This is a genomic window from Nibrella saemangeumensis (assembly GCF_039541915.1).
GTDB lineage: Bacteria > Bacteroidota > Bacteroidia > Cytophagales > Spirosomataceae > Nibrella > Nibrella saemangeumensis.
This window is the reverse complement of record NZ_BAABHD010000084.1, coordinates 372,971-385,849: the sequence shown is the minus strand read 5'-3', so window position 1 is coordinate 385,849 and position 12,879 is coordinate 372,971. Positions and strand designations below refer to the sequence as shown.

10 protein-coding genes are annotated in these 12,879 nt (G+C 53.7%); 7 read left to right on the top strand and 3 right to left on the bottom strand.

Annotated features, from left to right (window positions below):
• Positions 1-75 precede the first annotated feature (75 nt).
• The 3 genes from ABD949_RS29230 to ABD949_RS29220 all read left to right on the top strand — a co-directional run bounded on the left by ABD949_RS29230 (position 76) and on the right by ABD949_RS29220 (position 4,189).
• Positions 76-1,782, top strand: a complete 1,707-nt coding sequence (locus ABD949_RS29230) for a DUF6909 family protein (RefSeq protein WP_345249846.1) — start codon at positions 76-78, stop codon at positions 1,780-1,782.
• 274 nt (positions 1,783-2,056) lie between these two features.
• Positions 2,057-3,586, top strand: a complete 1,530-nt coding sequence (locus ABD949_RS29225; RefSeq protein WP_345249844.1) for a malate:quinone oxidoreductase — start codon at positions 2,057-2,059, stop codon at positions 3,584-3,586.
• 96 nt (positions 3,587-3,682) lie between these two features.
• Positions 3,683-4,189, top strand: coding sequence for an HPP family protein (locus tag ABD949_RS29220; RefSeq protein ID WP_345249843.1), 507 nt, complete (start codon positions 3,683-3,685; stop codon positions 4,187-4,189).
• 38 nt (positions 4,190-4,227) lie between these two features.
• Here the strand turns inward: ABD949_RS29220 and ABD949_RS29215 are convergent, their stop codons facing one another.
• Entirely contained in the window at positions 4,228-5,295 is a 1,068-nt protein-coding gene (locus ABD949_RS29215; protein WP_345249841.1) for a TolB family protein, read from the bottom strand.
• Between the two features lie 141 nt (positions 5,296-5,436).
• On the opposite strand from ABD949_RS29215, the gene ABD949_RS29210 reads away from it, so the two are divergent.
• On the top strand, positions 5,437-6,810 hold the full coding sequence (locus ABD949_RS29210; RefSeq protein WP_345249839.1) for a M24 family metallopeptidase: 1,374 nt from the start codon (positions 5,437-5,439) through the stop codon (positions 6,808-6,810).
• Positions 6,811-6,819: 9 nt separating this feature from the next.
• On the opposite strand, the gene ABD949_RS29205 is transcribed toward ABD949_RS29210, so the two are convergent.
• Positions 6,820-7,599, bottom strand: coding sequence for a LytR/AlgR family response regulator transcription factor (locus ABD949_RS29205; protein ID WP_345249837.1), 780 nt, complete (start codon positions 7,597-7,599; stop codon positions 6,820-6,822).
• Between the two features lie 190 nt (positions 7,600-7,789).
• Between ABD949_RS29205 and ABD949_RS29200 the strand changes: the two genes are divergently transcribed.
• Together ABD949_RS29200 and ggt are read left to right on the top strand one after the other, a co-directional pair.
• Entirely contained in the window at positions 7,790-8,458 is a 669-nt protein-coding gene (locus ABD949_RS29200; protein ID WP_345249835.1) for a hypothetical protein, read from the top strand.
• Between the two features lie 79 nt (positions 8,459-8,537).
• Positions 8,538-10,235: a gamma-glutamyltransferase gene (gene ggt / locus ABD949_RS29195; RefSeq protein ID WP_345249833.1), complete on the top strand. Its 1,698-nt coding sequence runs from the start codon at positions 8,538-8,540 to the stop codon at positions 10,233-10,235.
• Between the two features lie 49 nt (positions 10,236-10,284).
• On the opposite strand, the gene fumC is transcribed toward ggt, so the two are convergent.
• Positions 10,285-11,688 (bottom strand): class II fumarate hydratase, encoded by a 1,404-nt coding sequence (gene fumC / locus ABD949_RS29190; protein WP_345249831.1) that lies wholly within the window; start codon positions 11,686-11,688, stop codon positions 10,285-10,287.
• A gap of 572 nt (positions 11,689-12,260) precedes the next feature.
• On the opposite strand from fumC, the gene ABD949_RS29185 reads away from it, so the two are divergent.
• On the top strand, positions 12,261-12,878 hold the full coding sequence (locus ABD949_RS29185) for a 3'-5' exonuclease (RefSeq protein WP_345249829.1): 618 nt from the start codon (positions 12,261-12,263) through the stop codon (positions 12,876-12,878).
• Position 12,879 lies beyond the last annotated feature (1 nt).

The following is a 12,879-nucleotide window of genomic DNA, read 5'->3' as shown; positions in this document are numbered from 1 at the left end:
TAATCCCAAATCTACGGTTGTGTTCCATAGATGCTGTAATTTGCAGCCAAATTTTCTAATTCATTACTACCTACGATGAGTTTAACCCAATCGCCCCCGCTCAACCGCGCCCAGGAATCCAGGGTAGCCATTGAGCGGCTTTATATAACCATGCGCCACCTATTCAACCGGGGGTTTTATAAACCGTCGGGGGTATCGGGCGAAGAAATCCGCGAGGCCCTGCTAACCCTCCGGCCCGAGATCTACGGCTCGGTCAATGATCCGCACCGGGTGGAACTGGACGGCCTGGTGTACGTGATGGACCGGCTACCGAAAGGCATCGAATCGTGCCGGATCATTACGCTGGTGTCGCGGGAAGGCTTCGAGAAGTCACAGTTTCCGGTGCTGATACCTGCCAAACGCCGGCGGAACTGCTACCGCATCGACGAAGAACAGATGGTGATCGAGGTGACCAACGGCCGCAGCGAGATCTACGACATCCTGACGCACCTCACCTTTATGTTCATGGAGGCCGACAAGATCCGGCGTAATGTGTTTCTGGACCGGGGCGGCAAAACCCGCGAATGGGAAAAACTGGAAGCTATAGTCAAAGCGGGTGGCAACGTTGAGGAGGAAGAACGTGAACTGGCCCTCACCTACCTGAGCTCCATTCTGGGCCGTACCTTCGAGGAGACCCAGCGGGCGTACCTTCGGTTTGCCGAAACGGCGGGCACTAACACCGGCCTGTTTCAGATTGTTTACGGTCTGGGCCGCGTGTCGGTGCAGGAAATCCGGCAGGAGAATGCCGACCGGGAAGTTAATTTTACCCCCATGCTGCGGGAACGCATTGGTCAGCACCTGTACGGTGAACGCTGGGCCAACCGCATCAAAGAATTTATCTGGGCCAGCAACCTGCAGGATCGTCCGATTCACATCATCAGCGCTAATCCGCACAGCGTCATCAACTGTCTGTACGCCCCCCACGCGCTGGCTGGCACTACCTCCTGGGAAAACCTCTTCGACCTGGCCTTGAAACTGAGCCAGTCGGGGCAGAAAGCATTCCGCCAGCAGGTTCGCGAATACGCCTTTGCCCACGGTCTGCACGAACTGGAAGATACCGGCGGCACCAACCTGCTGGTACAGCTAATCGACACGGCCAAAATCGACCTGAAGACCCTCTCGCCGGAGATTGCCCACGACCGGGCGTATATCAAAAAAACGCAGCCGCTGCTGCTGGTGATGGACTACGCGTTTGGCGAGCAGGCCTTTGAGACTATGGATGAACTTCTGAAGCCCTACGAGCCTGGCGGTGAGTGTTACCTGCTTAACGTAGCGTCTATCTCGATCATGGGCAAAGCGGGTATCCTGACCGGCGACAAGGGCGATCTGATGATTCCCTCGTCGCACATCTTCGAAGGTACCGCCGATAACTACCCGCTCGACAACGACTTTACCAAAGCCGATTTTGAGGGCCACGGCATCGGCGTGTACGAAGGTGCGATGATTACCGTACTCGGCACCTCGCTGCAAAACAAAGAGATCCTCAGCTACTTCCGCAACTCCTCCTGGAATGCCGTCGGGCTGGAAATGGAGGGAGCCCACTACCAGAAAGCCATACAGGCACAGTCGAAAATACGCGGCAGCGTGCCCGCCCATGTCAAGATTCGTTACGCCTATTACGCATCGGACAACCCGCTGCTCACGGGCGCTACGCTGGCGTCCGGAAGCCTCGGCACACTGGGGGTAAAACCGACGTACCTGATTACGGTGAAGTGCCTGGAGAAAATTTTCAAGGAGAGCTAAGCTCTGCTCGTCCGCGATTGTATCGCGAGACGGGCGAGGTGCGCGTCTGTGACGCGCCTATAAATCGAGCTATATTTCCCTCGCGTTACAAACGCGAACCTCGCCCGTCTCGCGATACAATCGCGGACGAGCACAATTGAGGACGAGCATCGCTTCACAATACCATGAACTTTTTTCACCTTGCCAAGACTATAGCCGTTCAGCGATAAAATTCCGGAACAAGAGGCCATCCGAATTTGTACCTGTTTAGATAAGCAAGTACGAACATACCCGCATGGCTAAACATAAAACTTCGACAAACGCAGGTCCGGATGTTATTTTGATTGGTGCCGGCATCATGAGCGCAACCCTCGGGGTGATGCTCAAAGAACTGCAACCCGATATAACCATTGATATTTACGAACGGCTCGACGTGGCAGCCGCCGAAAGCTCCGACGCCTGGAACAATGCCGGCACCGGCCACTCAGCCTTCTGCGAACTAAATTATACACCGGAACTCCCCGACGGCTCCATCGAAACCACCAAAGCCGTTAAGATTGCCGAATCATTTGAAGTGTCCAAGCAGTTCTGGGCCTTCCTGGTCGAGCAGGGATTTCTCAGCGACGCTAACTTTATCCGCCCGATTTCCCATATGAGCTTTGTCATGGGCCCGGACAATGTAGCGTACCTCCGGAAGCGATTCGACGCGCTGATGCAGTCGCATCTCTTTCATGGCATGCAGTACACCGAAGATCCCAACCAGGTAACCAACTGGGTGCCGCTGGTGATGGAAGGACGCGAGCCAAATCAACAGGTGGCGGCTACCCGGATGGACATCGGTACAGACGTGAACTTTGGGGCGCTTACCCGCGCCATGTTCTACCACTTGCAGCGCATGGACGGTGTCAACCTGTATTTTGCCCATGAGGTGCGGGATCTCTGGCGCTCCAAGAGCCAGGGTGGGTGGAAAATCCGGGTTGAAAATATTACAACGGGTCAGGTACGCGATGTACGGGCGGGTTTTCTCTTTATCGGGGCCGGTGGCGGGTCGCTGCGGCTGCTCGAAAAATCGGATATTCCCGAGAGCCGGGGCTACGGCGGCTTCCCCGTTAGTGGTCAGTGGCTAAAATGCCTCAACCGCGACATTATCGAGCGCCATCAGGCCAAAGTATACGGCAAAGCCTCGGTGGGTGCTCCCCCGATGTCGGTGCCCCACCTGGATACGCGGATGATCAACGGCAAGAAGGAGTTGCTGTTTGGTCCTTACGCCGGCTTCTCGACCAAGTTCCTGAAACATGGCTCCTACATGGACCTGCCGAAGTCGATTCAGATGACCAACATCGCCCCGATGCTAATGGCCGGGCTGCACAATGTACCGCTCACCCGCTACCTGATTCAGCAGGTATTCCAGTCGCCCGACGACCGGCTCTCGGCGCTGCGCGAGTACTTCCCCAACGCGAAGATGGAAGACTGGGAACTGGAGGTAGCCGGTCAGCGGGTGCAGGTCATCAAGAAAGATGAGGAAGAAGGGGGTGTTCTCGAATTTGGTACGGAAGTAGTCAATGCCGCCGACGGTAGCATTGCGGCCCTGCTGGGCGCTTCGCCCGGTGCGTCTACGGCCGTCTCCATTATGATCGACCTGCTGAACCGCTGCTTCCCGGAGCAGATGCAGTCAGAAGCCTGGCAAAACAAATTACAGGAGATGATCCCCTCCTTCGGAAAATCGCTGGCGAAGGATGCGCAACTACTCCAGCAGATCCGGGAGCACACCAGCCGTATCCTCGACCTGCCCAACATCGAACTTATCCCGGAAGTGACGCGGTAAGCGTTTTGGACCGGGACGCCGACGCGATTTCATTCTGAGTCGTCCCTGAACCGGAGTACAAGCGCACCGGCGCCCCGGTTCGGTCTACATACAACCATGGAAAGCTTAGAACCCCAAAAAGGAGCAACGCGTAAAGCACGACGGCGGTTGAAGCTGAAAGATGAGCTGATGCTGGCTCTGGCGCCTACGGCTGTTGTGCTGATCGTATTTGGGTTTGTTGAGCTGCTCAGTAACCAGCGTCTGCTGTTTGCCTCCCTGGCAGCCAGTGCCTTCCTGATCTACCTGGATCCGGAACACGGCACCAATACGGTTAGAACCTTATTGATTTCGCAGATGATGGCGGCCCTTATCGGGCTGGTGACATTTGTGCTGCTGGGACCCAGCTACCTGTCAGGCGGCCTGGCTATGGTATTAACCATTGTTTTGATGATCGTAGCCGACGTGGTGCATCCACCGGCCGTGGCTACTTCACTGAGTTTTGCCTTTAAAGCCAGCAACGAAAACAACCTGGTGCTATTTGCATTAGCCCTGGGTATCATTCTGGTGCTGGTACTGTTGCAGCGGTTTCTATTGTGGCTGCTGACGCGGCTGCGACGGAAGTGAGAGTAGACCAGACCGGGGTACATTCAGGCACCTGTTGCTTATTTAGGCACCCCAACCAGATACAGGTCAAAACCTCCTTTTCCGCCGGGACGGTTTGACGAGAAAATCAGCAGACGCTCCTGAGCGTATAGGGCCGGCTCCCGCAAAACAGGGCGGTATTCGTCGTGCGCTGAATTGATACGTGGGCCAAAGTTTACCGGCTCCGACCAATTGCCGTCCTGATAGGTTGCATAGTACAGATCGTAACCACCCAACCCACCCGGCCGGTTTGAGGTGAACACCAGCGTATTGCCGTTAATGTACGGGCATTTGTCATCAGCCGCACCCGATAGCGCAGTCACTTTTTCGATAGCTAAAGTCGATAAGGCCGGTAGCTTAGTGTGCAATTCGGTTGCGGAGAAATCAGGTAGTATAGCCCGGAAAATATCAAACGTGCCGTTACGGTTCGAAGTAAAATAAATTTCATTGTAATCTTTGTTAAACGTCGGATAGGCGTCATCAGCCGACGAGTTCAAAGCCGCAATCGGCACGGGTACATTAAATACCTTGTTTCCCAGTATGCTGCCGCTGGTTGTCGGTGGTACCGGTGTAGCCTGGTAATTGTGCGTGAGGTAAATATCCAGTTGACCGCTCCGGTCGGAAGCAAACAACATCAGGTATTCGCCATAATGCCCCCGTTTATTATTCGGGATCAGATCTTGGTCATAAGAGCGAATGTAAGGCCCGAGTTCATTGGCCGGTGAGTTGGCCGCCGAAACTGCCCAGTCGATCGGCCTCTGTTCTTCCATCGCACTCAGCCCGCCATAGAGGTTGAAGGCCGTATAAAATGTCCCACTTTTCCGGATGTATCCGTAGTCCATCGACTCTTTCACAAAATCAAAATGGGACTTCCCGCCCCGCTTAGACGAAAACACAAGCGGTATTATCTCGCCATAGGATGGGGCCTCAGAGTTAAAGTCATCATCGGGTGAGTTGATGTCGCTCAGGTTAAGTGGACTCTCTGGTAAATGATTTCCCTCACTTCGATGTCCCCAGAGCGGAAGTCCTTCACATCCTGCTTCTAGCAGGGCTACTAAAAACAAACTTTTGTAAAGTATCTGCTTCATACTTGGGCGGCTTTACGCTCTTTTTTCTACGAATTCCCGTTGAGAGGAGGTCTTGCAAAGCAGCGGTAATCTGCAAAAAAATCGTATCGCTTACTACTCCAAGGGTCTATTTGTTATATTGTTGACCAAATAGACCGCCGTATGACCTACCGTTTACCACTCCTCCTTTTATTGCTTTGTCTGTTTTGCGTTGGCCTAACCTTCGGCCAAAGTCCCTCCGCCATTCTGAGCGAACGCGAACGTGCCAGGGTTGTCGATGAGATCCTGGAAGACCGCTTCACCAACCTGCTGCCGCAACTGATGCGCCGGGAAGGCATTGATATGTGGGTGATTATCTCCCGCGAATACAACGAAGACCCGGTCCTGAAAACCATGCTGCCGGCTACCTGGCTGTCGGCCCGCCGGCGCACCATCATGGTCTTTTACGACAAAGGTGCCGGGACTGATGGCGGTGCCGGGGAGGTTGAAAAACTGGCGATTGCCCGGTACGATGTCGGTAACCTGCTCAAAGGAGCCTGGGACATCAATGTAAAACCGAACCAGTGGGAAGCGCTGGTGGATATGATCCGCGAGCGGAAACCCAAAAAGATTGGACTCAACTTCTCGACCAACTACGCCCACGCCGACGGTCTCTCCTACACCGAGCAGCGCGAGTTTATGGAGAAACTGCCGGCCGACTACCAGAAACGTATCGTTTCGGCCGAGCGGCTGGCCGTAGCCTGGCTGGAAACGCGTACCGAGAAGGAAATGGCCATTTACCCGCTCATCTGCCGGCTCTCACACCAGCTTATTCAGGAAGGGTTCTCGGAGCAGGTGATCCAGCCCGGTGTTACCACCACCGACGATGTAGTGTGGTGGTTCCGGCAGCGCATCACCGAACTGGGTCTGGATACCTGGTTCCACCCGACCGTGGATGTGCAACGCCCTGATGCCGCCCGCTTCGATCACCTGCGTACCTTTGCCAAACGCCCGTCCGGGGAGGTCATCATGCCCGGCGACCTGCTCCACGTCGACTTCGGCATTACCTACCTCCGCCTGAACACCGACCAGCAGCAACACGCCTACGTACTACGACCGGGGGAAACCGACGTGCCGGAATCCATCCGCAAAGCGTTCCAGCAGGGCAATCGGCTACAGGACATCCTGACGGAGCGCTTTCAGACCGGCAAAACGGGCAACCAAATACTGAAAGAAGCGCTGGAGCAGGCGAAAAAAGAAGGCATCCTGGGCACCATCTACACGCACCCGATCGGCGTACACGGCCACGCGGCCGGCCCGACCATTGGGATGTGGGACCAGCAGCAGGGCGTACCCGGCCCCGGCGATTACCCACTGTTCGCCAATACGGCCTATTCTATTGAACTAAATGCAGCCGTAGAAATACCCGAATGGAAAAAGACTGTCCGCATTATGCTGGAAGAAGACGGCTATTTTGACGGTAAGCAGTTCCGCTACATCGACGGCCGGCAGACGGAGATTTATACCATTCCCCGGAAGCTAGGGTATGTCAAGTAAGCAAATTGGTTAGCCCGGCAGTTGCTCCAAAACATGCCGTTTGTACACCTTACCGATTCGTAACTCCTTCTCTCCCACTTTGACTGTGTCCTGATCGGCCCGCGTAGCATGCGTGAGGTTAACAATATGCGACCGGCTGATCCTTACGAAGAGCCGCCTGGGTAACCGGGCTTCGGCTTCTTTCAGGGTCAGCCGGATAATATAGGGTTTCGTTTTTGTGAAAATCTTCAGGTAATTTTCCAGACTCTCGATATACAGAATATCCGGGTAAGCAATATCCAGGCGCTCACCATCCACCATACACAAAAAGGAAGCAGGCTCCTCAGGCGCAGGTCCGGATGTGACTGGTTGCACGGTATCCAACGTAGCCGGTGGCGAGGCAGGCGTTGCCGGCTGATTGAGTGAGCGCAGGTATTTATAAGTGATATAGACTCCTAATCCGGTGACGGTATACACCCAAAAACTGACGATATACGGCAGTGACCGCGAGATACCAAACTCTGTATGCAGGATGAAATTCATGTTGAACGAGCTAAATGCCACTAACAACAGCAGCCAGCCGAAATAGGCTGTCTTCCGGCCCCGGAGAAATAACCCCTCGAACAGAATCCGATTATGAAAAACCAGCCAGCCGTACAACAATACCAGATAGAAGTAAGGTGTAACCTTGGTTAAACCGGGCCGCCGGCCAATGGCGTAAATGTCCGCCAATAGATGCACCGCCAGTAAGACTGCTAAGCCCATCAGGTTGCGAATCCAGACATGATCGAGGAGCCGGTTAATCTTCATTCGGGCAATTTAACGCACAGATACACTTTCTACAGCGATTACGTGACGAAAGGCGTTCGTCACAGACCAAGTTTCCTGGTCACGAATCGGTTGCCGCCTTCCAGAATACCCGCCAACTTTACGAAAGGCTGCCGGGCCACAAACCCGGATGAGATGTACCTGACAATTAAGATCCGGCAGCCGATTTTGTATGACCTTACTGCATAAATTAAACATCCTTGTACACGTTCTGTTTGGGACAGTTGCTTTAGTAATCGGCCTGATTGCCCTGGTAAATCAAAACCGGCCGAGTCGGCATATTCGCTTCGGACGCTATTTTCTCTACCTGTTGAGCGTGGTAGTCGGCACCGCTTTTCTGGGTACAATCTTTTTTCGATCGACTCCTTTCCTGCTCATGCTGACACTCCTGAGCGGCTACGGCAGCTACTCCGGCTACCGCACCGTCAGGCGTCGCGAACGCCCAGCCACTCCTATTGATGTGCTGATTGCGGTTGGCGTTTTACTGACTGGGGTACTGTATCTGGCTCATGTGCAGTTATCCGACCGCAACTGGTCTCCAGCGGTTGTCTATCCGACTTTATCGGCCCTGGTCCTGATGACCGGCTATGATATTGTTAAACATGTCTGGTTCTTTGAGCGACTTAGAACCTGGTGGCTGTACGAGCATATCTACAAAATGTGCTCAGCCTACAACGCTATCGTCTCGGCATTCACGGGCACGGTGCTCCCCCAGTTCAAGCCCTACAGCCAGATCCTGCCTACTGTCTTATGTCTGTGGGTCATTACCTATTTTATCTGGAAACGGGCAACGGTTCAGAAGCAACGCAGGCAAGTAATGCATCCCTCCCTGCAAACCTGAAACAGTGGCGATAATGAAAACGGAAGGGTAGCAGCTGGCTTTTCTTTTACTATATTCGGCCAACCCATTCCGTTAACAAATGAAGAAGCCTTTACTCACACTCTGCTTGCTGAGTTGCCTGTCTGCTGTTACTGTTGCCCAGGATCGTCTGTCCGGAAAATCTTTTGCTACCCGTTCGGTTGTTATGGGCCAGCGAGGCATGGCCTGTACCTCGCACCCGCTATCGACCCAGGCCGCTATCGACGTATTACGCAACGGCGGCAACGCCATTGATGCCGCCATTGCAGCCAATGCCATGGAAGGCGTGGTTGAACCGCACGTCAACGGCATTGGTGGCGACCTGTTCGCTATTTTCTGGGATGCCAAAACCAAAAAGCTGTACGGCCTTAATGCCTCGGGGCGCTCGCCTTACAGCCTGCCCCTGGCTGAGTTTCAGAAACGGGGGCTGAAGCATATTCCATCGGATGGTCCGCTACCCGTATCGGTGCCGGGCTGTGTAGACGGCTGGTTTGAACTGCACAAGCGGTTTGGCAAAACACCCATGCCGAAGATTCTGTCGCACGCCATCCGCTACGCCCGCGAGGGATACCCCGTACACGACGAAGCCGCTTTTTACTGGCCGTCGATGATTACCCGCTTCGGCAAATACCCAAACGTTAGAGAAACCTACGCCCCTGGCGGAGCGGCACCGAAGCGGGGTGACATCTTTCGCAATCCTGCCCTGGCGAATACGCTGGAAAAGATCGCTACAGGTGGCCGCGATGCCTTCTACAAGGGCGACATTGCCAGGACTATTGATGCCTTCATGAAGAAAGCAGGTGGTTACCTCTCCGCCAAAGACTTAGCCGATCACACTTCGGAGTGGGTGGAGCCGGTTTCGACAAAATACCGGGGTTACGATGTGTGGGAGTTGCCGCCTAACAGCCAGGGTATTGCCGTATTGCAGATGCTGAACCTGCTGGAGCCGTACGATTTTTCAAAGGTAGCCTGGGGTAGTCCCGAGCATATTCACCAGTTTGTGGAAGCCAAAAAACTGGCCTTTGAAGACCGGGCTAAATACTATGCCGACCCCGCTTTTGCCAAAATTCCGGTGCAGGAGCTCATCAGCAAAGCCTACGCAGCCGAACGGCGTACTCTCATCAACCCCGACCGGGCCGCCAGCCGGGTAGAGGCTGGTAATCCTGCCCTGCGAGACGGCGATACCATCTACCTGACGGTGGCTGATGAGGAAGGCAATATGGTGTCGCTGATTCAGAGCAATTACCGGGGTTTTGGCTCCGGCATGGTCCCCGACGGCCTGGGCTTCATGCTTCAGGACCGGGGCGAACTCTACAGCCTGACTGAAGGACAGAACAATACTTACGCTCCCCACAAACGCCCATTTCAAACCATTATCCCGGCCTTTGTCACCAAAGACGGACAGCCGTTTATGAGCTTCGGCGTGATGGGCGGCAGTTTCCAGCCCCTGGGCCACGTTCAGATCCTGATGAACATCATCGACTTCGGCATGAATCCGCAGGAAGCCGGCGACGCCCCCCGCATCGACCACCAGGGCTCATCGGAGCCGACGGGTGAGAAGATGACCGACGCCGGTATGATCACCCTGGAAGCCGGTTACCCCTACGAAACCATCCGCGATCTAATGAAGAAAGGCCACAAGGTTGGCTACGGCATGGGCGGCTACGGTGGCTACCAGGCTATCATGTATGATGCCAAAAACAAAGTCTACCACGGGGCTACCGAGTCTCGCAAAGACGGGCAAGCTGCTGGCTTTTAAAAAAGTTGAAACAAAAAGAGGCCGGTTGGTGCGCCGGCCTCTGAACTCCTTAGACTTTAATCTCTCCAACCATATCCTCCGGCTTCACCCACTCGTCAAACTGCTCGGGCGTCAGGTAGCCGAGTTTAACGGCTGTTTCCTTCAGCGTTGAGCCTTCGCGGTGGGCAGTCTGGGCAATTTCGGCGGCTTTGTAGTAGCCGATCTTGGTGTTCAGCGCCGTTACCAGCATCAGCGAATTGTTCACGTGCTTTGTGATATTCTCCTCAATCGGGCGGATACCCTCGGCGCACTTATCGTTAAAGGATACGCAGACATCGCCAATCAGGCGGGCAGAGTGCAGGAAGTTGTAGATCATCACCGGCTTGAACACGTTCAGTTCGAAGTGACCCATGGCCCCGCCGAAGTTGATGGCCACGTCGTTGCCGAAGACCTGCGCGGCTACCATCGTCATGGCCTCCGATTGAGTGGGGTTTACCTTACCGGGCATGATGGACGAACCCGGCTCATTGTCAGGAATAAAGATTTCACCGATACCGGAACGCGGACCTGACGACAGCATCCGCACGTCGTTGCCGATCTTCATCAGGCTGGCCGCTACGGTTTTCAGGGCACCATGCGCTTCCACAATGGCGTCGTGCGCAGCCAGGGCTTCAAACTTATTTTCGGCGGTAATAAACGGAAGTCCGGTCAGGTTGGCAATATGCTTCGCTACGTTTTCGGAATAGCCCGGAGGGGTGTTGATACCGGTACCAACAGCCGTACCACCCAGTGCCAGCTCCGACAGGTGTGCCAGCGTGTTACGAATAGCCCGCAGACCATGATCCAATTGCGACACATAGCCGGAGAATTCCTGACCCAGCGTCAGCGGAGTAGCATCCATAAAGTGCGTCCGGCCAATCTTCACCACGTTCATGTACTCTTTCGACTTGGCCGCCAGCGTATCCCGCAGTTTCTCGATGCCGGGTATCGTTACCTCCACCAGAATCTTGTAAGCGGCAATGTGCATAGCCGTCGGGAAGGTATCGTTACTCGATTGCGATTTATTAACGTCATCGTTCGGGTGCAGGAACTTCTTCTCATCGGTAAGCTGTCCACCCTGCAAGACGTGCCCCCGATAGGCGACTACCTCGTTGACGTTCATGTTCGACTGTGTACCCGAACCGGTCTGCCAGACCACCAGCGGAAACTGGTCGTCGAGCTTACCTGCCAGAATTTCATCGCACACCTGGCCGATCAGGTCTGATTTTTCCTGGGGAAGGACGCCCGCGTCGAGGTTGGTCAGGGCGGCTGCCTTTTTCAGGTATGCAAACGCCCGGATGATCTCTTTGGGCATTTTATTAATGTCCTGGGCAATTTTGAAGTTGTCGATGGAGCGCTGGGTTTGCGCACCCCAATAAACGTTGGCCGGCACCTGCACCTGGCCCATTGTGTCTTTTTCTATGCGGTAATCCATTGTTTTGATAATTAGACTTTGGATAAGAGACACTGGACGAATCGTTCAGCGATTTCGGCCGCAAAGGTAGGGCAGGACAATTTTATTTCGGTGAAATATTTTGACTATGCACAGGTAGATGCCGACAGCGCGAAGAAAATAAAAAGCCCCGGCAGGTACACTACCGGGGCTTTTGAATGAAACACACCTATAAAACACCAATGCTAGGTGCAATGTTTCTGCTTTGAAAAATAAATGTATAATTTTTCAAAATACCTTATAAATAACTATACTCAGGCCTAAAATCAGGACTTTTCCAATTTTGGAGAGCTATGGTGGTCAAGGTTAGTAAGAGAAGACAAGAGCAATCAGGGTACTTTCTTCTTATACACATGAAGCAACACAAAAGCCCCGGCCGTGATGCGACCGGGGCTTTTTAGCGACAGAATTATACCAATAACGCAGGAGTTCTTCTTTTATTGTGTGCCTTAAAAAACAACAGAGCTATTTTTCAAAAAAAGTTTATCAATTTTTCGATCAGCAGGTACCGGCTTTCCCCTTAGCTTTACGGCCTGAATAATAGCTATACCGAAATGCCGTTTCTTGTACTTGATCTGGAGATGACCGGCCCGGAGCCGGACTGGAACGAAATTATTCAAATTGGGGGCGTTTTGTTCGATGATGACTGGCACGAGAAGGGACGCTACCTGACTAACGTCTACCCTGAAAACGAAGAAGCCTTTTCCCTCTATTCGGAAAAAGTACATAACATCTCCCTCAAAGAACTGGAAGATGCCCCGATGATCTACGATGTGTTGCCAGAGTTGGAAAACTGGATTCTGGAGAAACTGAACATCCGTCTGCCGGCCGGGCAGCTGGACAAAACGCCTTACCTGAAAAATGTGATCATCTGCGGGCAAAGCGTCATCAACGACATCAATTTCATGCGCGAAGCTTACCGCCTGGAGAAGATGAAGTGGCCTTACTCCCGCACCCTGCTGGATACCCACACCCTCGGTTACTTTGTCTTCCGCATCTTGAAACAGAACGGCAAATCAGTCCCTCGCGGCCTAAGTCTGAAAGACATCGCCGGTTATTTCGGGCTGGAGCGTGAAGACGAATTTCACAACGCGCTGGAAGATGCAGTACTAACCGCCCAATGCTTCAAAGAAATATTCAAACTCGCCAATGCCATGCGTATAAGTTTATAAG

Bases quoted from the DNA above. Each gene is read 5' to 3' on its own strand.
- ABD949_RS29230 (WP_345249846.1), top strand. From the start codon at position 76: ATGAGTTTAACCCAATCGCCCCCGCTCAACCGCGCCCAGGAATCCAGG.
- ABD949_RS29225 (WP_345249844.1), top strand. From the start codon at position 2,057: ATGGCTAAACATAAAACTTCGACAAACGCAGGTCCGGATGTTATTTTG.
- ABD949_RS29220 (WP_345249843.1), top strand. From the start codon at position 3,683: ATGGAAAGCTTAGAACCCCAAAAAGGAGCAACGCGTAAAGCACGACGG.
- ABD949_RS29215 (WP_345249841.1), bottom strand. From the start codon at position 5,295: ATGAAGCAGATACTTTACAAAAGTTTGTTTTTAGTAGCCCTGCTAGAA.
- ABD949_RS29210 (WP_345249839.1), top strand. From the start codon at position 5,437: ATGACCTACCGTTTACCACTCCTCCTTTTATTGCTTTGTCTGTTTTGC.
- ABD949_RS29205 (WP_345249837.1), bottom strand. From the start codon at position 7,599: ATGAAGATTAACCGGCTCCTCGATCATGTCTGGATTCGCAACCTGATG.
- ABD949_RS29200 (WP_345249835.1), top strand. From the start codon at position 7,790: ATGACCTTACTGCATAAATTAAACATCCTTGTACACGTTCTGTTTGGG.
- ggt (WP_345249833.1), top strand. From the start codon at position 8,538: ATGAAGAAGCCTTTACTCACACTCTGCTTGCTGAGTTGCCTGTCTGCT.
- fumC (WP_345249831.1), bottom strand. From the start codon at position 11,688: ATGGATTACCGCATAGAAAAAGACACAATGGGCCAGGTGCAGGTGCCG.
- ABD949_RS29185 (WP_345249829.1), top strand. From the start codon at position 12,261: ATGCCGTTTCTTGTACTTGATCTGGAGATGACCGGCCCGGAGCCGGAC.